The organism is Bradyrhizobium sp. LB11.1 (assembly GCF_040549385.1).
In the GTDB taxonomy this organism is placed as follows: Bacteria; Pseudomonadota; Alphaproteobacteria; order Rhizobiales; family Xanthobacteraceae; genus Bradyrhizobium.
On the sequence record NZ_JBEPTH010000008.1, the window covers coordinates 317755 to 343551 of the forward strand.

At 64.4% G+C, this 25797-nt stretch carries 22 protein-coding genes, 1 tRNA gene and 1 pseudogene; 13 read left to right on the top strand and 11 right to left on the bottom strand.

Features of this window, described 5'->3' with window-relative positions; all coding sequences use genetic code 11:
- Window positions 1-4 precede the first annotated feature (4 nt).
- The 5 genes from ugpE to ABIA96_RS22725 all read right to left on the bottom strand — a co-directional run bounded on the left by ugpE (window position 5) and on the right by ABIA96_RS22725 (window position 5131).
- On the bottom strand, window positions 5-853 hold the full coding sequence (ugpE, locus tag ABIA96_RS22705) for a sn-glycerol-3-phosphate ABC transporter permease UgpE (protein WP_247352766.1): 849 nt from the start codon (window positions 851-853) through the stop codon (window positions 5-7).
- Window positions 853-1734: a sn-glycerol-3-phosphate ABC transporter permease UgpA gene (gene ugpA / locus ABIA96_RS22710; protein ID WP_354139268.1), complete on the bottom strand. Its 882-nt coding sequence runs from the start codon at window positions 1732-1734 to the stop codon at window positions 853-855. The genes ugpE and ugpA overlap by 1 nt, the downstream gene beginning before the upstream one ends.
- Window positions 1735-1781: 47 nt before the next feature.
- Entirely contained in the window at window positions 1782-3098 is a 1317-nt protein-coding gene (ugpB, locus tag ABIA96_RS22715; protein WP_354139269.1) for a sn-glycerol-3-phosphate ABC transporter substrate-binding protein UgpB, read from the bottom strand.
- Between the two features lie 218 nt (window positions 3099-3316).
- Window positions 3317-4534, bottom strand: coding sequence for a CaiB/BaiF CoA transferase family protein (locus ABIA96_RS22720; protein WP_354139270.1), 1218 nt, complete (start codon window positions 4532-4534; stop codon window positions 3317-3319).
- Window positions 4535-4705: 171 nt separating this feature from the next.
- Window positions 4706-5131 (bottom strand): organic hydroperoxide resistance protein, encoded by a 426-nt coding sequence (locus tag ABIA96_RS22725; RefSeq protein WP_354139271.1) that lies wholly within the window; start codon window positions 5129-5131, stop codon window positions 4706-4708.
- 157 nt (window positions 5132-5288) lie between these two features.
- Between ABIA96_RS22725 and ABIA96_RS22730 the strand changes: the two genes are divergently transcribed.
- Window positions 5289-5747, top strand: coding sequence for a MarR family winged helix-turn-helix transcriptional regulator (locus ABIA96_RS22730; RefSeq protein WP_354139272.1), 459 nt, complete (start codon window positions 5289-5291; stop codon window positions 5745-5747).
- Between the two features lie 25 nt (window positions 5748-5772).
- On the opposite strand, the gene ABIA96_RS22735 is transcribed toward ABIA96_RS22730, so the two are convergent.
- The 3 genes from ABIA96_RS22735 to ABIA96_RS22745 form a co-directional block, all read right to left on the bottom strand.
- On the bottom strand, window positions 5773-6009 hold the full coding sequence (locus tag ABIA96_RS22735; RefSeq protein WP_354139273.1) for a GIY-YIG nuclease family protein: 237 nt from the start codon (window positions 6007-6009) through the stop codon (window positions 5773-5775).
- A 147-nt stretch (window positions 6010-6156) separates the two neighbouring features.
- Window positions 6157-6232: transfer RNA gene (locus tag ABIA96_RS22740), tRNA-Ala, on the bottom strand.
- Between the two features lie 97 nt (window positions 6233-6329).
- Window positions 6330-6737, bottom strand: coding sequence for a TIGR02300 family protein (locus ABIA96_RS22745; protein ID WP_354139274.1), 408 nt, complete (start codon window positions 6735-6737; stop codon window positions 6330-6332).
- Window positions 6738-6849: 112 nt separating this feature from the next.
- Here ABIA96_RS22745 and aroA point away from each other — a divergent pair, with 112 nt between their 5' ends.
- The 11 genes from aroA to ABIA96_RS22800 all read left to right on the top strand — a co-directional run bounded on the left by aroA (window position 6850) and on the right by ABIA96_RS22800 (window position 18207).
- On the top strand, window positions 6850-8235 hold the full coding sequence (gene aroA, locus ABIA96_RS22750; RefSeq protein WP_502918845.1) for a 3-phosphoshikimate 1-carboxyvinyltransferase: 1386 nt from the start codon (window positions 6850-6852) through the stop codon (window positions 8233-8235).
- Window positions 8232-8870, top strand: coding sequence for a (d)CMP kinase (gene cmk, locus ABIA96_RS22755; protein WP_354139276.1), 639 nt, complete (start codon window positions 8232-8234; stop codon window positions 8868-8870). The genes aroA and cmk overlap by 4 nt, the downstream gene beginning before the upstream one ends.
- A 265-nt stretch (window positions 8871-9135) precedes the next feature.
- The gene (gene rpsA / locus ABIA96_RS22760; protein WP_354139277.1) at window positions 9136-10842 is read left to right on the top strand and encodes a 30S ribosomal protein S1; all 1707 of its coding nucleotides are present in this window, start codon (window positions 9136-9138) and stop codon (window positions 10840-10842) included.
- Between the two features lie 185 nt (window positions 10843-11027).
- A complete protein-coding gene (gene sppA / locus ABIA96_RS22765; protein ID WP_354139278.1) occupies window positions 11028-12005 on the top strand; it encodes a signal peptide peptidase SppA in 978 nt (325 codons plus the stop codon).
- A 183-nt stretch (window positions 12006-12188) separates the two neighbouring features.
- A complete protein-coding gene (locus ABIA96_RS22770; RefSeq protein WP_007598410.1) occupies window positions 12189-12494 on the top strand; it encodes an integration host factor subunit beta in 306 nt (101 codons plus the stop codon).
- A 156-nt stretch (window positions 12495-12650) separates the two neighbouring features.
- Entirely contained in the window at window positions 12651-13043 is a 393-nt protein-coding gene (locus ABIA96_RS22775; protein WP_354139279.1) for a lipopolysaccharide assembly protein LapA domain-containing protein, read from the top strand.
- A 65-nt stretch (window positions 13044-13108) separates the two neighbouring features.
- Entirely contained in the window at window positions 13109-13768 is a 660-nt protein-coding gene (locus ABIA96_RS22780; protein ID WP_354139280.1) for a phosphoribosylanthranilate isomerase, read from the top strand.
- On the top strand, window positions 13765-14982 hold the full coding sequence (gene trpB, locus ABIA96_RS22785) for a tryptophan synthase subunit beta (protein ID WP_354139281.1): 1218 nt from the start codon (window positions 13765-13767) through the stop codon (window positions 14980-14982). The genes ABIA96_RS22780 and trpB overlap by 4 nt, the downstream gene beginning before the upstream one ends.
- On the top strand, window positions 14979-15815 hold the full coding sequence (gene trpA / locus ABIA96_RS22790; protein ID WP_354139282.1) for a tryptophan synthase subunit alpha: 837 nt from the start codon (window positions 14979-14981) through the stop codon (window positions 15813-15815). The genes trpB and trpA overlap by 4 nt, the downstream gene beginning before the upstream one ends.
- 110 nt (window positions 15816-15925) lie before the next feature.
- Window positions 15926-16867: an acetyl-CoA carboxylase, carboxyltransferase subunit beta gene (gene accD, locus ABIA96_RS22795; RefSeq protein WP_354139283.1), complete on the top strand. Its 942-nt coding sequence runs from the start codon at window positions 15926-15928 to the stop codon at window positions 16865-16867.
- Window positions 16864-18207 (top strand): bifunctional folylpolyglutamate synthase/dihydrofolate synthase, encoded by a 1344-nt coding sequence (locus tag ABIA96_RS22800; protein ID WP_354139284.1) that lies wholly within the window; start codon window positions 16864-16866, stop codon window positions 18205-18207. Before accD ends, ABIA96_RS22800 begins: the two co-directional genes overlap by 4 nt.
- A 156-nt stretch (window positions 18208-18363) precedes the next feature.
- On the opposite strand, the gene trxA is transcribed toward ABIA96_RS22800, so the two are convergent.
- The 3 genes from trxA to addB form a co-directional block, all read right to left on the bottom strand.
- Window positions 18364-18684, bottom strand: a complete 321-nt coding sequence (trxA, locus tag ABIA96_RS22805) for a thioredoxin (RefSeq protein WP_007598398.1) — start codon at window positions 18682-18684, stop codon at window positions 18364-18366.
- Between the two features lie 69 nt (window positions 18685-18753).
- A complete protein-coding gene (gene addA, locus ABIA96_RS22810) occupies window positions 18754-22263 on the bottom strand; it encodes a double-strand break repair helicase AddA (protein ID WP_354139285.1) in 3510 nt (1169 codons plus the stop codon).
- On the bottom strand, window positions 22257-25403 hold the full coding sequence (addB, locus tag ABIA96_RS22815) for a double-strand break repair protein AddB (protein WP_354139286.1): 3147 nt from the start codon (window positions 25401-25403) through the stop codon (window positions 22257-22259). The genes addA and addB overlap by 7 nt, the downstream gene beginning before the upstream one ends.
- A 181-nt stretch (window positions 25404-25584) precedes the next feature.
- Between addB and ABIA96_RS22820 the strand changes: the two are divergent.
- Window positions 25585-25797, top strand: a pseudogene (locus ABIA96_RS22820) (IS110 family transposase); the annotation flags it as partial.

Below are 25797 nucleotides of genomic sequence, written 5' to 3' on the forward strand. Positions count from 1 at the left end.
CTCTCTACTTCTCCGTCTCGACCAGGCCGCGCACGAACAATTTCTGCATGGCGACGACGACGAAAACCGGCGGCAGCATCGCCAGCACGGCGGTCGCCATCACGATGGGCCATTCGGTCAGCGCGTCGGTGGTGGTGATCATCTTGCGGATGCCGACCTGGATGGTCTGCATGTCGTCGCGCGTGGTGATCAGCAGCGGCCAGAGATATTGATTCCAGCCGAGAATGAAGAGGATCACGAACAGCGCCGCCATGTTGGTGCGCGACAGCGGCAGCAGCGTATCCCAGAAGAACCGCAAGGGACCCGCACCATCGATGCGCGAGGCCTCCAGCAATTCATCCGGTACGGTCATGAAGAATTGGCGGAACAGCAGCGTCGCAGTGGCGGATGCAATCAGCGGCAGTGCCAGGCCCGCATAGCTGTCGAGCATGTGCAGGTCGGCGACGATCTTGTAGGTCGGATAGATGCGCACCTCGACCGGCAGCATCAGCGTGATGAAGATGATCCAGAAGATCGGCATCCGGAACGGAAAGCGGAAATACACGATCGCATAGGCCGAGATGATCGAGATCGCGATCTTGCCGACCGCGATCAGCAGCGCCATCACCAGCGAGTTCAGCATCATGTTGCCGACGGGCTCGCGGGTCGAGCCGCTCGTGCCGACGAAGATGGTCTGGTAGTAGACCTCGAAGAAATGCCCGCCGGGCAGCAGCGACATCTGCCCATTGGCGATCAGCGCGTTGTCCTGGGTTGAGGCGACGATCGCGATGTAGACGGGGAACGCGACGATCGCGATTCCGATCCACAGGATGGCGTGAGCGACGTAGCGACGAAAACCTTCTTCCTCGACCATCAGTAGGTCACCTTGCGTTCGACGAAGCGGAACTGGATTCCCGTCAGCACGATGACCATGACCATCAGGATCACCGATTGCGCCGCGGAGCTGCCGAGATTGCCGCCGAGCAGGCCGTCGGAATAGACCTTGTAGACCAGCGTCACCGTCGACGTGCCCGGACCGCCGCGGGTCATGGTGTCGATAATGCCGAAGGTGTCGAAGAAGGCGTAGACGATGTTGACGACCAGCAGGAAGAAGATGGTCGGCGACAGCAGCGGGAAGGTCACGGTCCAGAACCTGCGCATCGGGCGCGCGCCGTCGATCGCGGCAGCCTCGAACACGCTTTTCGGGATGGCTTGCAGACCCGCGAGGAAGAACAGAAAATTGTAGGAGATCTGCTTCCACGCGGCGGCCATGATGATCAGCCCTGCGGCCTGATTGCCGTCGAGCAGCGGATTCCAGTCGATGCCGGCGGCGCGCAGGTAACGCGCGAGCACGCCGAGCGAGGGATGTAGCATGAAGATCCAGAGCACGCCGACGACGGGCGGCGCGACCGCATAGGGCCAGATCAGGAGTGTGCGGTAGAGCATCGAGCCGCGCAGCGGCTTGTCGGCCATCACGGCGAGCAGCAGCGCGAAGGACAGTGACGATATCGCGATCGCGAACGAGAAGAAGAAGGTGCGGACGATCGCCTCGAAATAAGCGGGGTCTTTGAACAGCTCGATATAATTATCGAACCAGACGAAGGTGATCGAGAGTCCGAAAGCGTCCTGGAGCAGGAACGATTGGATGATTGCCTGCAATGCAGGCCAATAGAAGAAAATCAGGACGATCGCGAGTTGCGGGGCAACCAGCGCGTAGGGCAGCAGCTTCGATTGGAAAATGGCCTGCTTTTGCATGATGTCAGGTGAGCGGCAGGCCGGGTGGCGACCTGCCGCTCATCGCCTCACTTGACGGCGGTCTTTTCGAACTGCCGCAGCATCGTGTTGCCGCGTTCGACGGCGGCGTCGAGCGCCTGCTTGGCGGTCTTCTTGCCGGCCAGCGCCTGCTCGATCTCTTCTGACCAGACGTCACGGAGCTGAACCATGTTGCCAAGGCGCAGACCGCGCGAATTCTCGGTCGGCTCCTTGTTGGTCAGCTCGAGCAGCGGGGTCTCGAGATAGGGCTGATCCTTGTAGAAGCCCTCTTCCTTCGCCTTGGCGTAGGCCGCCTTGGTGATGGGCAGATAGCCCGAGGCCTTATGGATGTAGACCTGACGATCGGTGTCCGAGAGGAACGTCAGGAATTTTGCGACGCCCTTGTATTCGTCGGCCGACTTGCCGCCCATGACCCAGAGCGAGGCGCCGCCGATGATCGAGTTCTGCGGCGCGCCCTTGACGTCCGGATAATACGGCATCGGCACGGCGTTGAAGGCGAACTTGGCCTGGGCCTTGACGTTGCCGAAGAAGGCCGACGAGGTCAGGTAGATCGCGCACTCACCCGAGGTGAAGCGGCCTTCGCCGGTGTTGGTGCGGCCGGCATAGTCGTAGGTCTTGTCCTTCTGCAGCTCGATCAGATTCTCGAGGTGCTTGACCTGGAGCGGTCCGTTGAATTCCAGCTTGGTGTCGAAGCCGTCGAGGCCGTTGGCCTTGGTCGCGAGGGGTACGTTGTGCCAGGCGGAGAGCTGCTCGAGGTTGACCCAGGTGACCCAGGAGTTGGAGAAGCCGCAGTTCGGATGGCCGTTGGCATGGAGCTTCTTGGCGGCCTCGAAGACTTCGGGCCACGTCTTCGGGATCGCGACGCCGACCCTCTTGAGCTCGTCGAGGTTCACCCACATGACCGTGGACGACGAATTGAAGGGGAAGGACAGCATCTCGCCCTTGGAAGTCGAGTAGTAACCGGTGATCGCGGGCAGATAGGCCTTCGGATCGAACTTCTCGCCGGTCTCGGCCATCAGCTTGTAGACGGGCTTCACGGCGCCGGTCGCAGCCATCATGGTCGCGGTTCCGACTTCGAACACCTGCATGATGTGCGGTGCGTTGCCGGCGCGGTATGCCGCGATGCCCGCGTTCATCGTGTCGGCGTAATTGCCCTTGTAGGTCGGGATGACCTTGTAGCCGCTCTGCGATGCATTGAAGTCGTTTGCGAGCTTGACGATGACGTCGTTGTTCGCGCCCGTCATCGCGTGCCACCACTGGATTTCAGTCGCGGCCAGCGCCGGCGAAGCCGTCATGCCAACCGCGATTGCAACAGCGGCAGCTGCCCCAAAATGTCGAAGAGCCATCAAGTAAACCTCCCTTGGCCGTCAAAAAGATCGCTTGCGCTAGCAGCGCCGTATGACGTTCACATGACTGTGTAAGCGGCCGAAACGAAAGCAGCAAGCGCTGCTAAAAGGGAAGCCGTCAAATAGGCGAAGGCGCGCTCGGACACCCCCTCCGTTCGCGGTGCACATGGGTGCCCGCGCCGCACTGCGGCATTTGTTTGGGTGCGGAGGCGAGGGCCCTAGCGCTTGCGTTCGGGCCCGCAGACCACGCCGTTGGCGACCATCGCGTCGATTTCCGCCTTCGAGTAGCCGAACTCGCCCAACACCTCCTGGGAGTGCTGGCTGAACTTCGGCGGCAAGCGGCGCAGGCTCGGCTTGCTGCGATCAAGTCGGATCGGCGAGGCCACGCCCTTGTACCAGTCCTTCTCGATGACATCGCCGCGGGCGATCGTGTGCGGGTTGGTCAGCGCCTGGTCGATCTTCTGCACGGGCCCGGCAGGAAGCCCGGCGGCGAGCAGGCGATTGCACAGCGGCTCGGCCTCGTGCTGGCTGAACACCGCGGCAAGCTCGGCGCGCAGCGCTTCGCGATTGGCGATGCGGTCCTTGTTGCGGGCAAAGCGCGGATCGGTGCCGAGCTCGGGCTTGCCGATTTCCTTGGCGAGCTTGCGGAAGGTGCCGTCATTGCCGACGCCGATGAAAATGTTGTCGGTCTTGGTCGGGAAGATTGCATAAGGCACGAGGTTCGGGTGCTCGTTGCCGGTGAGGCCCGGCGGCTTGCCGTGCATGAAATAATTCGCGGTGTGCGGATGCATGATGGCAAGGCCGGTCTCGTACAGCGTCGTCTCCAGGAACTGGCCCTTGCCCGAGCGCTGCCGCTCGGACAGCGCCATCAGGATGCCGATCGCCGCATAAAGGCCGGTGCCGATGTCGACCAGCGGCACGCCGATCCGCATCGGGCCGCTTTCGGGCGAGCCGGTCGCCGCGATCATGCCGGTCATGGCCTGGATGATGGCGTCATAGCCGGGATTGCCGCCGCGCGGGCCGTCGGCGCCGAAGCCGCAGATCCGGCAATGCACGAGGCGGGGGAATTTTTGGCTGAGCACATCGTTGCCGATGCCCCATTTCTCCAGCGTGCCCGGCTTGAAATTCTCGATCAGGACGTCGGCCGTCTCCAGCATCTTGAGCAGCACGACACGGCCGCCCTCGGAGGCGAGGTCGAGGCCGATCGAGCGCTTGTTGCGGTTGATGCCGATGAAATAGGCCGCGTCTTCCTCGTGGAAGGGAGGGCCCCAGTCGCGCACCTCGTCGCCCGCGGGCGGCTCGACCTTGATCACGTCGGCGCCATGGTCGGCGAGGATCTGGGTGCAATAGGGACCGCCGAGCACGCGCGTGAGATCGATGACGCGCAGGCCGCTCATTGCGCCCGTAGCTGCTCCAGAACCGGCCGCTTCAGTCATGCCTTCGCTTCCCCTGTGTCGATAATTGACCACAGGCCTAGCGAGGTTCGTCCAAGCCAGCAATGGCTTGTTGCGTAGAGGGTCATGCAGCGCAGGCGGCAATCCCGCAGCATGGCAAAATGGAAGCGGCCGGCCCGAGGGGGATCTCGGGCCAGCCAATCCACCGTCAGATCAGACGACCGTCAGGCGGACGTCGACATTGCCGCGGGTCGCGTTGGAGTACGGACACACCTGGTGGGCCTTCTCGACCAGCGCCTCGGCGTCCGCGCGGGCAAGGCCCGGCAGCGAGACGGCCAGATCGATGTCGAGGCCGAAGCCGCCGGCAGCGCGCGGGCCAATGCCGACAGTCGAGGTCACGGAGGCGTCGTTGGGGACCTTCGGGCCGCCCTGCGAGGACACGAACTTCATCGCGCCGATGAAGCAGGCGGCATAGCCGGCCGCAAACAGCTGCTCGGGATTATTGCCGGCGCCGCCGCCGCCACCGAGTTCCTTCGGCGTGGTGAGCTTGACGTCGAGCGCGCCGTCGAGGGTCGCGGCATGGCCGTCGCGGCCGCCGGTGGCTTTTGCACTGGTCTTGTAGAGGACGTTCACGGACATTTTCGTCTCCCTTGGGTCTTCGGGTTGGGGTGCGAACCTCTATCGCAAACAATTATATTGCGCACAATTGAAATTTGAATGCCTCACATTTAATTGTTCGCAATTGAATGTAGGTCCGTGCGGTCCCACAATGCGGATCAATCTCGTGAGATTCTCTATGGTTCGGAAATTATCGACCCTCGATCCACAACGCCTCGACAACCAGATCTGCTTCGCGATCTATTCGGCCGCGCACGCCTTCAACCGCGTCTACAAGCCGCTTCTGGACCGGCTCGGCCTGACTTATCCGCAATATCTGGTGATGCTGGTGCTGTGGGAGCGCGATGACGTGCCGCTCAAGGACATCGGCGAAAAGCTCTTTCTCGACTCGGGAACGCTGACGCCGCTGCTCAAGCGGCTCGAAGCCGCGCATCTCGTCAAACGCACGCGGAGCAGAGAGGACGAGAGACAGGTGTTGATCGCCCTGACCCCGCAGGGCCACGCTCTGAAAGACAAGGCGCGCAGCGTGCCGCAGTCGATCCTGGCGGCGTCGGATTGCTCGGTATCAGAGCTGGTCGCGATGAAAGACGAGATCGTCGCGCTGCGGGACCGGTTGAATGCGGTGATTGCGGAGTAGGGGAGTGCCTTTGCCCCGTGGATAGTCAGAAGTGCTTTTTCGCGAATGCGCGGCCTGAGCCGGATTTCAGATATCGCTCGAACGCGACCGCGCGCGCCGTATCATCGAACGCGAAATAGGTTCGTATTCGCCAAGGTCCGTATTTCGATGCGTGTGGCACTTCGCCGGCATTGTGCTTCACCAGGCGAGCCCGAAGGTCGTCCGTGATGCCCACATAGAAGTGCTCGCCGTCCAGGCTTTGGAGAATGTAGACATACTTCATAGCGCTTCCTCCCCCGGCAGGAGGTTAGCAGGCCAATCAAAGTCTTGGAGGGGCCGTCACAGTCCGCCGTCGCCCTTCGGGCTATGGCGGGACAGCCTTCGCTACGAAAGGGCTTGCCCAGCCGAAGCAGGCGTAGCCTGCGAAGGCTGGTGGAGCCAGGCGGGATCGAACCGCCGACCTCTTGCATGCCATGCAAGCGCTCTCCCAGCTGAGCTATGGCCCCTAAGTCTTCAGTTGGGATGATCCTGGGGGATCCGTCCCGGCCGGCGAGCCCTAAGCGACTCGCGCGGTGCACCCTTTTTCACAGATCAGGGCTGATCTCAAGTCTCTTCATCGCCACCGACGTCACCAATGATGTCGGTCACGTCCTCATCGCCCTCTTCGTCGTCGGCGATAAAGGTCGAATCATCGTCATCGTCGTCGTCGATCGTCTCGTCGGCCTCGATATCGTCCTCGGATTCGGGGACAGCGGCCTTGACCTTGCCGGTGTTCTCCTCGGCATCGGCCTCCTCGAGCGAGACCTCCTCGACCTCCGCCGGCTCCGGCTTGGTGTCGGCGGCCGGCGTGTGACGGGGTTCGGCGCCGCGGGTTGCGCGAGCCGGCGCCACGGGCGCGAGCGGCACGACTTCGCCAGTATACGGCGAGATCACCGGAGTCTTGTTGAGGTCATAGAATTTCTTGCCCGTAGTTGGGCAAATACGTTTGGTTCCGAGTTCGGACTTGGCCACGGCAGAGGAATCCTGGGAATGTCTGAAAAGCGGTGTTTCACTTGGCTAGTTGGCGGCCCGCTGTCAATAGCGCATTACGAGAGAACGACATGCCCGTGACGGCGGGGAGACCATGTGGTACCTGCCCGCAGCCTGCACGGGCGCATCCAAGGACACAATCTTGACCCATTCCGACCAGCCGACGCCGCTTCAGTCGCGTTCAAGCGGTCCCCTGACCGGAAAAGTACGGGTGCCCGGGGACAAATCGATTTCCCACCGCGCTCTCATCCTGGGTGCGCTTGCGGTCGGCGAGACCCGGATTTCGGGTCTTCTGGAGGGCGAGGACGTCCTCAACACCGCGAAATCCATGCAGGCGCTCGGTGCCACGGTCGAACGCACCGGTGATTTCGCCTGGAAGGTGCAGGGTGTGGGCGTCGGAGGCTTTGCCCAGCCCAAGGCCGCACTCGATTTCGGCAACTCCGGCACCGGCTGCCGGCTGGTCATGGGGGCGGTCGCGGGCTGTCCTATTACGGCGGTGTTCGATGGCGATGCCTCGCTGCGCACCCGTCCCATGCGCAGGATCCTTGATCCGCTCGAAAAGATGGGCGCCAAGGTCGCGTCCACCGCTGAGGGCGGCCGGTTGCCGCTGACCATCCAGGGCGCGCGCGATCCGCTGCCGATCACCTACAAGACCCCCGTCGCTTCGGCCCAGATCAAGTCGGCGGTGCTGCTGGCGGGCCTGTCTGCGCCGGGCACCACCACCGTGATCGAGAACGAGGCCAGCCGCGACCACACCGAATTGATGCTGAAACATTTTGGCGCTGATATCACCTCGGCGGCCGAGGGGGCTCACGGCCGCCGCATCACGCTGGTCGGCCAGCCCGAGTTGCACGGCGCCACCGTCATCGTCCCCGCCGATCCCTCTTCAGCGGCCTTTCCGGTCGTCGCGGCGCTGATCGTCGAAGGCTCCGATGTGGTTCTTTCGGACGTGATGACCAATCCGCTGCGCACCGGCCTTTTCACGACGCTGCGTGAAATGGGCGCCTCCATCGAGGAAAGCGACGTGCGCGGCGATGCCGGCGAGCCGATGGCGCAATTGCGCGTGCGCGCGTCAAAGCTGCGCGGCGTCGAGGTGCCGCCGGAGCGCGCGCCCTCGATGATCGACGAATATCTGGTGCTGGCGGTCGCGGCCGCCTTCGCCGAAGGCACGACCATCATGCGCGGCCTGCAGGAGCTGCGCGTGAAGGAATCCGACCGGCTCGAGGCCACCGCCGACATGCTCCGCGTCAACGGTGTGAACGTCACTGTCTCCGGCGACGATCTGATCGTCGAGGGCCGCGGCCACGTCCCCGGCGGCGGCACCGTCGCCACGCATATGGACCACCGCATCGCGATGTCCGCTTTGGTGATGGGCTGCGCCTCCGATCAGCCGGTGACGGTCGACGACACCGCCTTCATCGCCACCAGTTTCCCGGACTTCATTCCGATGATGCGGTCGCTGGGGGCCGAGTTTTCATGATCATCGCCATCGACGGACCAGCGGCGTCGGGCAAGGGCACGCTCGGCAAGCGCCTCGCCCATCATTACGGCTACCGTCACCTCGATACCGGCGTGATCTATCGCGCGGTCGCCTACGCCCTGATGCAGTCCGGCCATGACCTTCGGGACGAAGCGGCGGCAGTCGCAGCAGCGCTGGAGCTCGATCCAGAAAAATTCGGCAATCCCGCCCTGAAGACCCAGGAAGCCGGTGAGGGCGCCTCCATCGTCTCGGCGATCCCCAGGGTTCGCGAGGTCCTGGTCAATTTCCAGCGGCAATTCGCCGCCGATCCGCCCGGCGCCGTGCTGGACGGACGGGACATTGGAACCGTGATCTGCCCCGATGCCGACGTGAAGATTTTCGTGGTGGCCGACCCCAGGGTCCGTGCCCGCCGCCGCACCATGGAGGCCAAGGCGCGGGGCGAGGAGGCCGATGAGGCGGCGGTGCTCGCCGACATCATCCGGCGCGACGAACGGGACAAGAACCGGCCGATTGCGCCTCTAAAACCGGCCGCGGATGCTTACTTGCTTGATAACTCCCAACTGGATATAGAAGGCGGCGTCCGGGCCGCCATCGACATTATCGAGGCCGTCCGAGCGGGCCGGTCGCGGGGTTAAGCCGCAGCCGTCATTGGAGGAAGTGCCCGCTCCCGCTCTTTGAGGTCGATACCTCGGTCCCCCGCTTGGGGCCGACGCGATCCAGGCTCCGGACAAAAGATTTCACGTATCGAACGTGCGGGCCCAGCCGGCCCGCTTCCGCTGTTCTGGTCGCAAGACCGGCGCAACGAGCGGTCGCCCGAAGGTCTTGCGGACCTTCCGACACTGCGCGCGCGATACGCCCAAAAACCCAACGGCCGGCAAGACATCCGCAACTGGAGAACAAATGGCTTCGACTTCCGCCGATACCTATAGCCCCTCGCGCGACGATTTCGCTGCGATGCTCGACGAGTCCTTCGCAGGTGGCAACCTGCAGGAGAGCTCCGTCGTCAAGGGCAAGGTTGTTGCAATCGAAAAGGACATGGCCGTCATCGACGTCGGCCTGAAGACCGAAGGCCGCGTTGCGCTGCGCGAATTTTCCGGCCCCGGCCGTGACAGCGAGATCAAGGTTGGCGACGAGGTGGAAGTGTTCCTCGATCGCATCGAGAACGCCCTCGGCGAAGCCGTGCTGTCGCGTGACAAAGCGCGCCGCGAAGAGAGCTGGGGCAAGCTGGAGAAGGCGTTCCAGAACAACGAGAAGGTCACGGGCGTCATCTTCAACCAGGTCAAGGGCGGCTTCACCGTCGACCTCGACGGTGCCGTTGCCTTCCTGCCGCGTTCGCAGGTTGATATCCGTCCGATCCGCGACGTTGCACCGCTGATGAACAACGCGCAGCCGTTCCAGATCCTCAAGATGGACCGCCGCCGCGGCAATATTGTGGTCTCCCGCCGCACGGTTCTCGAAGAGACCCGCGCCGAGCAGCGCCAGGAGTTGGTGCAGAATCTCGAAGAGGGTCAGGTCATCGACGGCGTGGTCAAGAACATCACCGATTACGGTGCGTTCGTTGACCTCGGCGGCATCGACGGCCTGCTGCACGTCACCGACATCGCATGGCGCCGCGTCAACCACCCGACCGAGGTGCTCTCGATCGGCCAGACCGTGAAGGTCAAGATCATCAAGATCAACCACGAGACGCACCGCATCTCGCTGGGCATGAAGCAGCTGCTGGACGATCCGTGGCAGGGCATCGAAGCCAAGTACCCGCTGGGTGCCCGCTTCACCGGCCGTGTCACCAACATCACCGACTACGGTGCGTTCGTCGAGCTCGAGCCGGGCATCGAAGGCCTGATCCACGTCTCCGAGATGTCGTGGACCAAGAAGAACATGCACCCCGGCAAGATCGTGTCGACCTCGCAGGAAGTCGACGTGCAGGTGCTGGAAGTCGATTCCGTCAAGCGCCGCATCTCGCTCGGCCTCAAGCAGACCATGCGCAACCCGTGGGAGGTCTTCGTCGAAGGTCACCCGACCGGTTCGACCGTCGAGGGCGAAGTCAAGAACAAGACCGAGTTCGGTCTGTTCCTGGGCCTCGAGGGCGACGTCGACGGCATGGTCCATCTCTCCGACCTCGACTGGAAGCTTCCGGGCGAGCAGGTGATCGACAACTACAAGAAGGGCGACGTGGTGAAAGCCGTGGTGCTCGATGTGGACGTCGAGAAGGAACGTATCTCGCTCGGCATCAAGCAGCTCGAAGGCGACCCATTCGCCGAGCCGGGCGATGTCAAGAAGGGCGCGGTCGTAACCTGCGAAGTGATCGAGGTGAAGGAAAGCGGCATCGAGGTGAAGATCACCGGTACCGACTTCACCACCTTCGTCAAGCGCTCGGAGCTCGCGCGTGACCGCAATGATCAGCGCGCCGAACGCTTTGCCGTCGGCGAGAAGGTCGATGCCCGCGTGATCCAGTTCGACAAGAAGGCCCGCAAGGTCCAGGTGTCGATCAAGGCGCTCGAAGTCGCCGAAGAGAAGGAAGCCATCGCGCAGTACGGCTCCTCGGATTCGGGTGCGACGCTCGGCGACATTCTGGGCACCGCGCTCAAGAACCGCGACAGCAAGTAAGCGAAAGGCTTCCTTTCGTTGACATCAGAGCCCCGGCGCAAGCCGGGGCTTTTTTGTTGTGGCCCCAACCAGGGTGCGCGGGGCCTTGTTTTCTTCAAATTGCGCCGCAATTGATGTATCCAGACAGGCCATTGGTTACGTTGTGACGGCACAACGCCAGCGGCCTTTCATTTGGAGATATTGAGATGTCGCTCGATTCGGACATCATCGTCGATCGCCGCAGGATCCGCCGCAAGCTGACGTTCTGGCGCGTCGTGGCAGCGCTGATCGCGATCGCTGCGATCGCGGGCTTTGCGCTGATCGTTACGCCCGGTGCGCGCGGTAGCTTCGCCTCAGGCTCAATCGCGCGCGTGCAGATCGAGGGCCTGATCCGCAGCGATTCCGAGCGCACGCGGGCGCTGGAGCGGCTGGAGAATTCGCAGGCCGCCGCCGTCATCGTTCACATCAACTCGCCTGGCGGCACCACCGCCGGCTCCGAGCAGCTGTACGATTCACTGACGCGCCTGAAGGCCAAGAAGCCGCTGGTCGTCGTGGTCGAGGGACTTGCAGCGTCCGGCGGCTACATCACTGCGATTGCGAGCGACCACATCATTGCCCAGCAGAGCTCGCTGGTGGGCTCGATCGGCGTGCTGTTCCAGTTTCCCAACTTCTCGGAGCTCTTGAAGACCATCGGCGTCAAGGTCGAGGAGGTGAAGTCCACGCCGTTGAAGGCCGCGCCCAATGGTTTTGAGCCGACCAGCCCCGAGGCACGGGCCGCGCTGGATGCGCTGGTGAAGGATTCCTATGCCTGGTTCAAGGATCTGGTGAAGCAGCGCCGTGGCATGGATGACACGCAGCTCGAAAAAGTGGTCGACGGTCGCGTCTTCACCGGCCGCCAGGCGATCGATCTCAAGCTGATCGATCAGCTCGGCGACGAAAAGACCGCCGTGACCTGGCTCGAGGAGCAGAAGGGCGTCAAGAAGGGTCTTTCGGTCCGCGATTACAAGCTCGAGCCGCGCTTTGGCGATCTATCGTTCCTCAAGACGGCCGCCTCAGTGACGCTGGAAGCGCTTGGATTCGGCTCGATTGCGCACCAAATCGCGCAAATCGGGGTTGTGCAGGCGGTCGATCGCGCCGGGATGGATGGAATGCTGGCCCTGTGGCAGCCGGCTGCGTCGAATTGACCGGGATTGAGCGGGAACAACGCGAGTCTAAGAGCCTTTTCCCGCCCGGCGGGTAGCGGTGCAGTCCGCTTTTTCGGCATTTGTCACGCATTTTCACGACGCTCAACCTTCATTTAGCGTCTTGACAGATCACGGTATTTTCACGGAAATGGTCATCCGCACGCTTCCGGGTCCTATCTCTCGATGATCAAATCCGAACTTGTTCAGCGTATCGCCGAGCACAACCCGCATCTGTACCAGCGGGATGTCGAGAACATTGTGAATGCGATTCTCGAGGAGATCGTCGCAGCACTCGCGCGCGGAGATCGCGTCGAGCTGCGCGGCTTCGGCGCTTTCTCGGTCAAGCATCGCCCCGCGCGCGCTGGTCGCAATCCGCGCACCGGCGCCCATGTCCCCGTCGATCAGAAGAGCGTTCCGTTCTTCAAGACCGGCAAGGAAATGCGCGAGCGGCTGAACCGCGATCATCCGGATCCGGGCGCGCCGGACTAAAGCGCGATGAGATCGCGCTTTAGGGTATTGTTTGAGCATGATCTTTTCGGAAAACCGCTGCGCCCTTTTCCGGATCATGCTCTTAGTCTGTCGTCCGGACTTAACCGAACGGCCGCATGATGCGGCAGCAAGCTTGATTCAAGACGAGCGATCGCGATGCGAAAGTTCCTGACCGCGCTGATCGTGATTCCGCTGGGCCTGGTCTTGGTGGACTTCACCGTCGCCAACCACCATTCCATCACGGTTTCATTCGATCCCTTCATGTCGAACGACCCGTCATTGTCGGTCACGCTGCCGCTGTTCCTGCTGCTGATCCTGGTGGCGGCCCTCGGCGTCATCGCCGGCGGTTGCGCCGTCTGGTTCGGCCAGCGGCACTGGCGGCGCGCCGCACGCCGGAATGAGGCGGATGCCCGGGCCGCCCGAGCCGAGCTGGCCGATTTGCGGGCCCAGACGGCCCCGGCCAAGCCCGAGTCCCGGCACCTCCCGGCGCCCTCTGGGGTGGGCCTTTACGGGCCCGTTGGGCGAGACAAGCAGCGCGCGACGTTGTAGAAGCGGCCCCGACTGAAAAACCCGTTTCCCGGCCGCCGCTTGCGGCTTCCACCTGCTTTGTGACCATGTCCCTGCTCGTCAAAATCTGCGGCCTGTCCACGCGCGAGACGCTCGAAACGGCGCTCGATGCGGGCGCCGACATGGTGGGGTTCGTGTTCTTTCCGCCCTCGCCCCGGCATGTGTCGCTGGAGACGGGACGCGATCTCGGCCGGCAGGTGAAGCGGCGCGCGCTCAAGGTCGCGCTCACTGTCGATGCCGACGATGCCACGCTCGACAACATCATGGACGCGCTGTCGCCGGACATTTTTCAGCTCCACGGCAAGGAGAGCGTGGCGCGGCTGCGCGACATCAAGCAGAGATTCGGCCGCCCCGTGATGAAGGCGGTGCCGGTCGCAACATCGGCCGATCTCGCCGTGCTGCCCGGCTATGCCGCGATCGCCGACCGTATCCTGTTCGATGCGCGTGCGCCCAAGGATGCGACCCGACCCGGCGGCCTAGGGGCGCCCTTCGACTGGCACCTGCTGGAAAATCTCGACCTGAAATTGCCCTACATGGTCTCGGGCGGGCTTGACGCCGACAATGTCGCGGAAGCCCTCCGCGTCACCGGCGCCGGTGGCGCCGACGTGTCCTCGGGTGTCGAAAGCGCCCCCGGCGTCAAGGACCCCGAGCTGATCAAGGCCTTCATTCGCGCCGCGCGCGCCACTCAAGAGTTGAGCGTTCGATGAACATCGCCAAACCAAATTCCTACCGCAGCGGCCCCGACGAGCACGGCCATTTCGGTATCTTCGGCGGACGCTTCGTCGCCGAAACCCTGATGCCGCTGATCCTCGATCTGGAGAAGGCCTACACCGCGGCCAAGGCCGATCCGGCCTTTCAGGCCGAGATGAACGGCTATCTCAAGAACTATGTCGGCCGGCCCTCGCCGCTCTATTTCGCCGAGCGCCTCACCGAGCATCTCGGCGGCGCCAAGATCTATCTCAAGCGCGAAGAGCTCAACCACACCGGTTCGCACAAGGTGAACAACGTGCTCGGCCAGATCATGCTGGCGCGACGCATGGGCAAGAAGCGCATCATCGCCGAGACCGGCGCCGGCCAGCATGGCGTCGCCACCGCGACGCTGTGCGCGCGCTTCGGCTTGGAATGCGTGGTCTATATGGGCGCCGTCGATGTCGAGCGGCAACAGCCCAACGTGATCCGCATGGAGATGCTGGGCGCAACGGTGATCCCGGTGCAGTCGGGCACGCGCACGCTGAAGGACGCCATGAACGAGGCGCTGCGCGACTGGGTCACCAACGTGCACGACACCTTCTACTGCATCGGCACGGTGGCAGGGCCGCATCCCTATCCGACGCTGGTGCGCGATTTCCAGTCGATCATCGGCAACGAGACCAAGGTGCAGATGCAGGAGGTTGAAGGCCGCCTGCCGGATTCGCTGGTCGCCTGCATCGGCGGCGGCTCGAACGCGATGGGCCTGTTCCACCCGTTCCTCGACGATCCCTCTGTCGAAATCTTCGGTGTCGAAGCCGCGGGCCACGGGCTCACGCAATTGCATGCGGCGTCGATCGCGGGCGGCCGTCCCGGCGTGCTGCACGGCAACCGCACTTATCTCTTGATGGATGCCGACGGCCAGATCCAGGACGCGCATTCGATCTCGGCCGGGCTCGACTATCCCGGCATCGGCCCCGAGCATTCCTGGCTGCACGAGATCGGCCGCGTCAACTATCTCTCCGCGACCGACGACGAGGCGCTCGCCGCGTTCCAGCTGCTCTCGAAGCTCGAAGGCATCATTCCTGCACTCGAGCCCGCGCACGCCATCGCCAAGGTGATGGAGCTCGCGCCGAAGCGGCCGAAGGATCACCTCATGGTCGTCAATCTCTCCGGCCGCGGCGACAAGGACGTGCCCCAGGTCGGCGACATCCTGAAGGGCAAGACCAAGTGACCACGCGTATCGACACCCGTTTTGCCGAGCTGAAAAAAGCCGGCCGCGCGGCCTTCGTCACCTATGTGATGGCCGGCGATCCCGATCCGGCGACGTCGCTCGAGATCGTCAAGGCGCTCTCGAAATCAGGCGCCGACGTCATCGAACTTGGCATTCCCTTCACCGATCCGATGGCGGATGGTCCGTCGATCCAGGCCGCCGGACTCCGCGCCCTCAGGGTCGGCATGACGCTGAAGAAGACGCTGGAGCTGGTGCGCGGCTTCCGCAAGGACGACAACGTCACGCCGCTGGTGCTGATGGGCTATTACAATCCGATCTACATTTACGGCGTCGACAAGTTTTTGGCTGATGCCAAGACGGCCGGCGTTGACGGCCTGATCATCGTCGATTTGCCGCCGGAGGAAGACGACGAGCTCTGCATTCCCGCGCTGAAGGCCGGCCTGAACTTCATTCGCCTCGCGACCCCGACCACCGACGACAAGCGCCTGCCCGCGGTGCTCGCGAACACGTCAGGCTTTGTCTATTACGTCTCTATCGCCGGCATCACCGGTGCTGCGGCGGCGGACGCGAATGCCGTCGGTGAAGCCGTCGCGCGCATCAAGCGGCACACCAAGCTGCCGATCTGCGTTGGTTTTGGCATCCGCACGCCGGAGGCGGCGCGTGCCATTGCCGAAAAGGCCGATGGTTCGGTCGTCGGCACCGCGCTGGTCGATGCGCTCAAGAACAGCCTCGATGCCGAGGGATGCGCGACCGCCAAGACCGTTAACGCCGTGGCTGAGCTGACGGCGGCCCTGGCCCAGGGCGTCAAGGGCGCGAAACGAGCGGCCGAATAGGCCATACTTCCGCTGCCAGGGCGGGCGACACGGCGGCTTGCCGGGCAAGGGCCCGGCCGCCATATAGTCCTTCAGGCGATCCCCTGCGGGTTCGCACATCGGAGCAAACCATGAACTGGCTTACCAATGTGGTCCGGCCGAAGATCCGCAACATGCTGCGGCGGGAGACGCCGGAGAATTTGTGGATCAAGTGCCCGGATTCCGGGCAGCTCGTGTTCTACAAGGACGTCGAGGCCAACCAGTTCGTCATCCCCGGCTCGAACTACCACATGCGCATGGGTGCGGTGGCGCGTCTGAAATCGATCTTCGACAACGAGACCTGGTTCGACGTCGCCCTGCCCGACGTCACGCCCGATCCGCTGAAGTTTCGCGACGAGAAGAAATATGTCGACCGCATCAAGGATGCGCGCGCGCGCACCAATCTGAACGACGCGGTCAAGGTCGGCTATGGCAAGCTCGAGGGCGCCGGTGTCGTCATCGCCGTGCAGGATTTCGATTTCATGGGTGGCTCGCTCGGCATGGCTGCGGGTGAAGCCCTCGTGCGCGGGCTCGAGCTCGCGGCCGAAAAGAAGTCGCCGTTCATCGTGTTCGCCGCGTCCGGCGGCGCGCGCATGCAGGAAGGCATCCTGTCGCTGATGCAGATGCCGCGCACCACGGTCGGCGTGCAGATGCTGCGCGAAGCAAAACAGCCCTACATCGTCGTGCTGACCAATCCGACCACCGGCGGCGTCACTGCGTCCTATGCAATGCTCGGCGACGTCCAGATCGCCGAGCCCGGCGCGCTGATCGGCTTCGCCGGTGCGCGCGTGATCGAGCAGACCATCCGCGAAAAGCTGCCGGAAGGTTTCCAGCGCGCCGAATATCTGAAAGAGCATGGCATGGTCGACATGGTCGTGCATCGCCATGATTTGCGCCCGACCCTGGCGCGGCTCTGCCGCCTGTTGACCAGAGCGCCGGCGCAGGAGAGCGCATCGAAATCGGTGCAGCCTGTCGTCAGCCCGGCACAGATCGTATCGGCCGCCGAGACGGCGCCGGCCGCGCCTCACGCGTGAACGCGGCCTCCGACAGCGCAAAGCCGCCGCTCGGTGAATTGATCGGGCGGCTGTCGGCCCTGCATCAGAAACGCATCGATCTCGGGCTGACGCGAATGCACCGCCTGCTCGAGCGGCTCGGTCATCCCGAGCGCAAGCTGCCGCCGGTGATCCACGTCGCGGGCACCAACGGCAAGGGCTCCACGGTTGCCTATCTGCGCGCGACGCTGGAGGCCGCGGGCTTGCACGTCCACGCTTACACGTCGCCCTATCTGGTCCGCATCAACGAATGTTTTCGCCTCGGCCGCGTCGGCGGCGGCGTGCTCGTCTCCGACGACGAATTGCGTGCGGCGCTGGAAGAGGTCGAGCGCGTCAATGCCGGCGAGCCCGCGACCGTCTTCGAGCTCAAGACCGCGGCCGCCTTCCTTTTGTTCGCGCAAAATCCGGCCGATGCGGTGGTGCTCGAAGTCGGCCTCGGCGGCCGGCTCGATTCAACCAATGTGGTTGATACGCCCACGGCCTGCGTGATCACGCCTGTTAGCTTGGACCATACGGAGTTCCTCGGCGACACCCTGGCGTCGATCGCCGGCGAGAAGGCCGCGATCATCAAACGCGGCGTGCCCGTGGTGTGCGCGGAGCAGACGCCTGAGGCGATGGCCGTGATCGAGGCGCAGGCCAAACGTATGCGCGCGCCGCTGTTTGCCGCGAACGAAAGCTGGCACGTCAATGTCGAGCATGGCCGTCTGGTCTATTCCGACGAGCGCGGTTTGATGGATCTCGCGGCGCCGCGCCTGTTCGGCCGCCATCAGTTCGACAATGCCGGCCTCGCGATCGCGACGCTGCGCGCGATCCAGACTTTCAAGGTTAACCAGGCGGCGTTCGAGGCCGGTATCGTCGGCGCCGAATGGCCGGCGCGGATGCAGCGTCTTACCTCGGGCGAGCTGCTCTCCTGGGGTCCGCATGGCAGTGAGATCTGGCTCGACGGTGGGCATAATGCCGAAGGCGGTCGCGTCGCAGCCGCAGCGCTCGGTGATCTCGAAGAGCGCGTGTCGCGGCCGCTGGTTGTCATCGCCGGCATGATGGCCAACAAGGATGCGCAGGCGTTTCTGGCTAATTTCGCCGGACTCACGCGCCACATCATCGCGGTGCCGATTCCGGACACCGAGCACGCAATGCCGGTCGACCGTCTTGCCGACGCCGTGCGCGGCCTCGGCATGCGCGTCGAGATCGCGCCAGGCATCGAGGCCGCCTTGCGCGCCTTGTCGCAGCTCGCCTACGAAGTGCCGCCGCGTATCCTGATCACCGGCTCGCTCTATCTCGCCGGCCACGTGCTCGGGCTCAACGGCACGCCTCCTGCATAGAGGCTGCGTAGCCCGGATGGAGCGAAGCGCAATCCGGGAATCGTGCCACAAACGCTGACGGCCCCGGATTGCGCTGTGCTCCATCCGGGCTACGACAAAACAAAACGGCCGGCGTGACGCCGGCCGTTGCAGAATTTCCGTCGCTCGCGTCGTGGATCAGACCGCGGAGGTGATCCACTGCTGAAGCTTCGCCTTCGGCGCCGCGCCGACCTGCCGCGAGGCCATCTCGCCGCCCTTGAAGATCATCAAGGTCGGGATCGACATCACGCCGTACTTCGACGCGGTCTTCGGGCTCTCATCGACGTTGAGCTTGACGATCTTGACCTTGTCGCCCATTGCGCCGGCGATCTCATCGAGAGCGGGTGCAATCATGCGGCAGGGGCCGCACCATTCGGCCCAGAAATCGACGACGACCGGACCGTTCGCCTTGAGCACTTCGGCTTCGAAATCGGTATCGGAAACCTTGCCAACGGCCATTGGAGTACCTCACTCGGTTGAAAGAGAATCGGCGCGACGTGGAATCGCGCCCGGGATCATGGCCTCAACCTATGAACGGCCCCTTGCCGGGTCAAGGACGCTCACGCCGGCACGAAGGGATGCCAGCGCCGCGTCCAGCGCGGGGGCTGAAATCTCCATATATTCAAGGGCCTCGGTCCAGAGCAGGACGGCTCGGATCGGCTTTTGGGGATAAAGCCGCGACAGCACCGCGCGGTACAGCGCAAGCTGCCGGACATAGGTGGCGGGGGCTTCCGCGGCGCTTTTGGGGGCGGTCTGGTTGGTCTTGAAATCGACGATCAGCACCTCGTCGGGACGAACAACCAGCCGGTCGATCTGCCCCGACACCAGCGCCGGGGTTCGGCCCGGCCGGTCGAGCTTACCGACGATGGCGACCTCCGCGCGGCTGCCGGCGGCAAAGACCGGGGCGAAGCGCGGCTCAGTGATCAAGGCGAGCACCCTGTCTGCCAGCGCAGAGCGGTTGGGCTCCGTCCAGTCGGAGGCATTGCGCGCCATGAAGCCGAACGCGGCCTCGCGCCGGCGCTCAATGGCGATATCCGGGAGCGATTGCAGCAGCCGGTGCACCAGGGTGCCGCGCTGGAGTGCCAGTGCGCGCGACTGGACTGATTCGCCGGTCCGCACGGCGCGGCCCTCCTCGGCGGACTGGCCTGACGGGCGCACCGGATCATCGTCGACGGTCTCGCGTGGCGCCGGCACGCGCAGCCAGCCCGGCAGCGCAATCGCCTGGTCCACGGCCGTCGCCGGCGTACCCAGCGTCGCGACATCCTCGGGACGGGCGAATCGGGTCACCTTGCCGAGCGGCGTCTCGATCGTCTCTTTCTCCAGCCCCGAGCCGGTGAGCCCGGTGTCGACGAGGTCGTACCAGCTCAGTTTGCGGACTGTCCTCATGTTGCCGGGCAAACAGCCGCCGACGATCAGGCGATCGGCCGCGCGCGTCATCGCGACATAGAGCAGGCGCCGGTATTCGTCCTCGGTCTCTTCCAACATGGCCTTGCGCGCCTCGACGACTGGCTTCGGGTCGTCGGCCTTGCGCCCGGCCCAGACCACGACCTCGCCGCCATTGCCACGCGGCACGTGGATCAGCCGGACCCGCTGCGAGTCCGCGGGCGATGATGTGGTGTCGACCATGAACACGACCGAGGCTTCGAGACCCTTGGCGCCGTGCACCGTCATCACGCGCACCTCATCGCGGGTGATTTCCATGTCGCGCTTCACCTCTGTGTCGGCCGAGCGCAGCCAGGCCATGAAACCCTGCAGCGAGGCCGGCGCCTTGCGCTCGCAGTTCAGCGCCAGTTCCAGGAATTCGTCCAGCGCGTCATTGGCCTCATGGCCGAGCCGCCGCAGAATGCGCGCGCGTCCGCCGTCGCCGCCGAGCAGCCAGGCGTAGAAGGCAAACGGCGTCTCCTCGCGCGTGCGCGTCTCGCAGGCTTCGAGGCGCTGCAACACTGTCGCGAACTTCTCGCTTCCTGCCGCATGCTCGCCGAGTGCGCGGCGCAGCGATCCCTTGCGATCATGGGCAAGCGTGAAGAGATCGTCGTCATCGAGGCCGAACAGCGGGCCCTTCAGCGCCACCGCAAGCGCGAGATCGTCCTGCGGCAGCAGCAATGCATCGGCGAGGTTCATCAGGTCGATGATCGCGATGTGCTCGGTCAACTTCAGCCGGTCGGCGCCGGCGACGGGAACGTTGGCGTGCTTCAGCGCCTGGATCACGGCGTCGAACGCGTTGCCGCGCCGGCGCACCAGGATCAGCATGTCGCCATAACGCAGCGGCCGCCGTTCCCCCTCATGTCCCGTCAGCGTACCGCTCTCCACCAGCCGCTTGATCTCGGACTGGATGCGGCGGGCAAACTTGACCTCGGGACTGGTGACGGCGACGCCATCGAACGGCGCGCGCCAGCCCTCGATTTCCTGCCGGTCATCGGCCTCGGCAAGATCCCAGAGCTCGATCACGCTCGGGCCGGCATCGGCGAGCGCATTGTGCACAGGATAGGCCTTCTCCGCGTGGATACTGCGATAGATAGTCTCCTCGCGAAAGACATGATCGACCGAATGCAAGATCGCCGCGCCCGACCTGAAGGAGTAGTTGAACGAGACCGGATCGAACTTGAGCTCAGCGGCCTCAAATTTTCTTTTGAGCTCATATCGGCGACGATCGAACTCTCGGGGTTCCGCGCCCTGGAACGAGAAGATCGACTGCTTCTCGTCGCCGACGGCGAAGACCGTGCGGTTCAGCCCTTCGCGCGCGCCTTCTCCCGCCGTGAATTCCGAGATGATGTGGGCGACGATGTCCCATTGCCGCGGGCTGGTATCCTGCGCCTCGTCGATCAGCACATGATCGACGCCGCGGTCGAGCTTGTAATGTACCCAGCCCGAGGAGATGCGGTTGAGCATCGCCAGCGTCTTGTCGATGAGGTCGTCGTAGTCGAGCAGGCCGCGCTCCTGCTTCTCGCGGCGGTAGTTTGCAGCGGCGGCGGTCGCGATATGCAGCAGCGCCGCGGTGCGGTCGCGCATGGTGACCGCGCGGCGCTTCTCAATCAACCCGCCGAGGCGAGACGCCTCGTTCTCGAACATTTTTCCAATAGTTTGGTTCTTTGTCGCGAAGGTGTTCGTAATGACAGTCGCGCGCGGCGTTCGATCGGCATCAGTCAGAAATACACCCAAATAGGTGTCGACCTGATCGGAACCGGAGAATGACAACGCCGCTCGTAGTCGATCTGCCTGCTTTCTGTCTGCATTTGTACTGGTATCGAGGATTTCAGCGGTCTGAGCCCATCTCGATTTCGGCAGATGAGGACCGTTCAATATATTGTCCTCGACATCCTCGATGCGGTCGCTTGCATCAACGCCCAGCACGGCCGCCATCTGCTCGGCAGCCGCCCCAGCGTGCCCGGCCTCATCAGTCCAGGCCATGAAATGATCGCGGCTCAGGCACGCCTCGCGAACCACTTCCTTGAACGTGACGTCGGCAGCGCTCGCCATCGCCGTCAGCAATGCGCGTCCGGTGACACTCTCCGGATCGCGCGCGGCCTCGAGCAGCACCTTCAAATTGGCGCGCTCCATCATGTCGGTCTGGTCGCGCTCGTCCATGACGGCGAAGCGTGCCGGTACGTTGGCCTCGAACGGAAATTGCTGGAGCAGGCGGGTGCATAGTGCGTGGATGGTCTGGACCTTCAACCCGCCGGGCGTCTCCAGCGCACAGGCGAACAGTTTTCGCGCCTTGCGCCGCGCCTCTCGGTCCGGGTGAGGAATACCAACGGCACGAATCGCGGCGTCGAGCCCGTTATCATCAAGCGTCACCCAATGCCCAAGCGTCGTGAACACGCGCTCGGCCATATTGGCGGCAGCGGCCTTGGTGAAGGTGATGCAGAGGATCTTTTCCGGCGGTACGCCCGACAGCAGCAGGCGGATCACGCGCTGCACCAGCACATGCGTCTTGCCCGAGCCGGCATTGGCCGACACGAAGGCCGACGCGGTCGGATCGGACGCACGTGCCTGCCGCGCGCGCACTTCATCCGGGATGGGGCGGGGAGCTTTTACCATTCCTCGATCCCCAGGCCGCCGGCCGCGGACCATTCCTTGATCCGGGCGAGATCGTCATAGGCGCCGTAGCGGTTGGTCCACATCGGCAAATTCAGCGAGGTGTAGGGCTGGTTCTCGTCCTCGAAGGCGCGGATCAGCGCTTCCAGCTTGGCCCGCGCTTCCGCCGCCGCCGTATCCGGCGGCTGCGGTTCGTCGCCCTGTTTGTATTTGAGTTCGAGGATGCGCTCCTCGCCCGGCGGATTGTTGCCACTCAAGCGGACATAGACGAGCTGACTCACCGAGGCGCCGGCGTCGATACCGGGAAAGCCGCCCTCGCGCAGGATTGCGGCTTCCAGCGTGAGTTGCGGCGACAGGCCCATGCGGACCTGCTTGCCGGTCGGCGGCTGGCCAGTCTTGTAGTCGAGGATGGCGTAGCCGCCGCCCCGGCGCCGCTCGATTCGGTCGGCGCGCGCGGAGAGGCGGAAGTTGCGCCCGTGGTCGAGCGAGATCGAGATCTCGCCGCGGGTCTCCGCGGTGATCGCCTCGATTGCGTCACGGCGCACCGTTTCCCATTCTCCGAACCAGCGCGCGATGCGCTGGAAGCGCGGCCACCACAGCGCCCGTGCCTCGGGTCGCTCCATCAGCGGGGCGAAATACTTTTCGCCGATCGTGCGCAGCACACGCGCAGGATCGTCGGGCAGATGCGCAGCAAACGTTTCGGTGAACTCGCCGAGCGCATCGTGGATCGCCGAGCCGCGGTCGGCGGCCGAGAGCGGCATGTCGACCGGATCGAGCGCGTCAAGCCGCAAGATGTGTTTGGCGTAGATCGTATAGGGATCGCGCAGCCAGTCCTCGATTGCGGTGACCGACATCTTCACCGGCCGCGTCGCGCGCGGAGGTCGCGGCTCGGGCTGCTTGATCGGCGTGACCTCGGCGGGCTGGTCCAGCGCGCCAGCGAACTGCACGTATTTTTCGCCGGCGCGAACGGCCGCCTTCCAGAGCTCTTCGCCCGCGACAGCCTCTAGCCGGTGCAGGAAGCGCGAAGCCACCGCCGGCGCGCCGCCGGCCTTGGCGGAATGGGTGAGGATCACCTCGTCGCCGCCGAGCAACTGCGCAAAGTCGTGAGCCGAAAGGCCGATACGCCGCTCCGGCAAATCCAGACCGAGCTCGTGCCGCATCGGCCGGCTGAGCCAGGGATCGATGCGGGGCGCCGGCGGCCAGACGCCCTCGATCAGCCCGCCGATGATGATTCGGTCGGCCTGCATCAGGCGCGACTCCAGCGGGCCGTAGATCTGGAGCCTCGCGCCGGGCTTGTCTCGCCTGCGCACCGCGCGCTCGCTGAACGCAGTCTGGAAAACGTCGGCATAGTCCGGCAGCGTCACCATCAATCCGCTGGTGGTGCCGCCGCGCAGGAGATCGTCGAAGGCGCTGGCGAGCGCGAGGCCTTCGCGCTCCTCGAAGGCGAGCGGAATGTCCTGTTCGTCGCGCGACAGCTCGATCATGATTTCGCGATGGCGGTGCGCGAGTTCGGCGAAGTCGAACGGCTTTGATGACGCCAGGCTCTCGATCGGCGCCAAAGCCTTCTGCAAGGCATCGATCAGCGCCTGGATCCGATCGAGGTCTTCCGGCTTGAGACGCGCGCGTGGCTCCGCGTGGTGGAGCGCAGAGACCTCGCTGCGCCACAGCTTTGCCAATTCCTCACGGAAGCGGTTGAATTCGCGCGAGAGGCCGCCGGTGCCTGCCGGGGGCCGCGTGCCGCGTAGCACTGCGAGCTCGAGGCCCTCGATTGCCGTCTTCCACCCGCCCGACGCACGGCCGAGCCGGCACAGCGGATGTTTCAGCATCGCCAGCAGCGTCGACGGCTCCAATCCCTTGGTCGCCGCCTCGGCCGCAAGGCGTGCAAAGACGCCGGCGGAGGTTTCCATCAGCACGTCGCCGCCGGAATCATCGACAGCGAGATCCCATCGGGTCAACGCGGCCATGACACGCCGCGCCAGCGCGCGGTCGGGCGTCACCAGCGCCGCTGATTTGTCGAGATGCCGCGCTTCGCGCATTGCGATGGCGATTGCTAGCGCCTCCATCTCCGGATTGGCGGCTTCAACAACCGTGAGCTTCTTCATGCCGCCGGCGATCTTCGCGGCGACATCCGGCTGCTTCAGCCGGTCGTGCCAAACCTCCGTCTTGGCGGAGGGCCGCATCGATTCGGATGCGAGCAGATCGCGGCCGCCTTCCGCCGGCGGCTGGAGAATCTCGACGTCGCGGCGCTTGATGCCGAAGCGATCCAGCAGCGCATGCAGAGCATATTGCGGATGGTTGGATGCTGGATGCTCGGCGAACTTGCCGAGCGAATCGCGCACGCCGCCGATGCTGCGCCAGGCGTCGTCATCGAGATCCGTGTCGAGACCCGGCAGCACCACGGCGCCATGGGGCAGCGAAGCGACCGCGTGCAGGAACTTTGCGGTGGCCGGCATCGAGCCGGTCGAGCCGGCCGCGATCACCGGACCATGCGGATGCGCGGTCAGCCGTTTGGCTTCCGCCGCAATCAGGAGATCGCGCCGCGCCGCGGGCTCGATCCGGTTGATCTCCGCAAGGTGGCTCGGCCAGGCGATGCGGGCGATACGCAAAAATTCGAGCGAGTGCTGCCAGTAGCGATCGAGCTGGTCCGGCACGAGGCCGTCGAGCGCGCTCCAGTCGACGCCGCGCGTGACCATGTCGTCGATCAGGCGGGCGAGGTCGCCGGCCAGCGCCAGTGTCGAGGCGGGTCCGCCGACCACCAGTGGCGCCAGCACCGGGCCCTTGGCCCAGGCGGCAACGAGCTGCGCCAGCGTCAGCCGCCGTTCGAGCTCGCCGAGCCGTGGTGGAATCTCGAGCGGCGTTGCGCCGGAAAATTGCTCGCCTTCATCAGCGAAAGCGAGCTCGTCCTCGTCGATGTCGCCGAGCGCGACGATGCGCGGCAGCACCACGGCGTCCGCCGCCATCTCGTCGAGGAAGATCTCGCGGACGACGCGCATGGCGCGCCGCGTCGGCAAGTACAGCGTGGCGTCCGCAAGCCGTGCCGGTTCCTTGCGCGCCTCGAACCCGTCGACCAGCCGGCCGTCGAGCAGGGCTGATACGATGGTGCGCAGGAACGAAACTGAGAGGGGGACGCTGAAAACGCGCATGGGCTGCCTGATTCGGGGATCAGGCGCCAATATAGGGAGGCGGACTCAAATGGATATGGGCCGGGGCGAAATCATCCCCGCTGTTCGCGGGGCAGGCACAGGTCTCGTAGATTCCATGGGGCGGTGAGCGGGCCCTATCCGTTAGGTTTGGGTTTCCACACTCGAACCCACGGAGCGTCTGATGCAAGCATCGACCGAGAGCACGCCCACCGCCGGCCATATTGGCACAATTTTCATTGCGATCGAACTGAGTCAGAAGACCTGGCTGGTGACGCTGCACAGTCCGGATCGCGACCGGGTCTCACGTCACAAGCTCGAGGGAGGCGATCACGTCGGGCTTCTGGCGCTGATCGAGAAGGTCAGAGCTCGGGCGGCCGAGAAGCTGGGCTCGGCG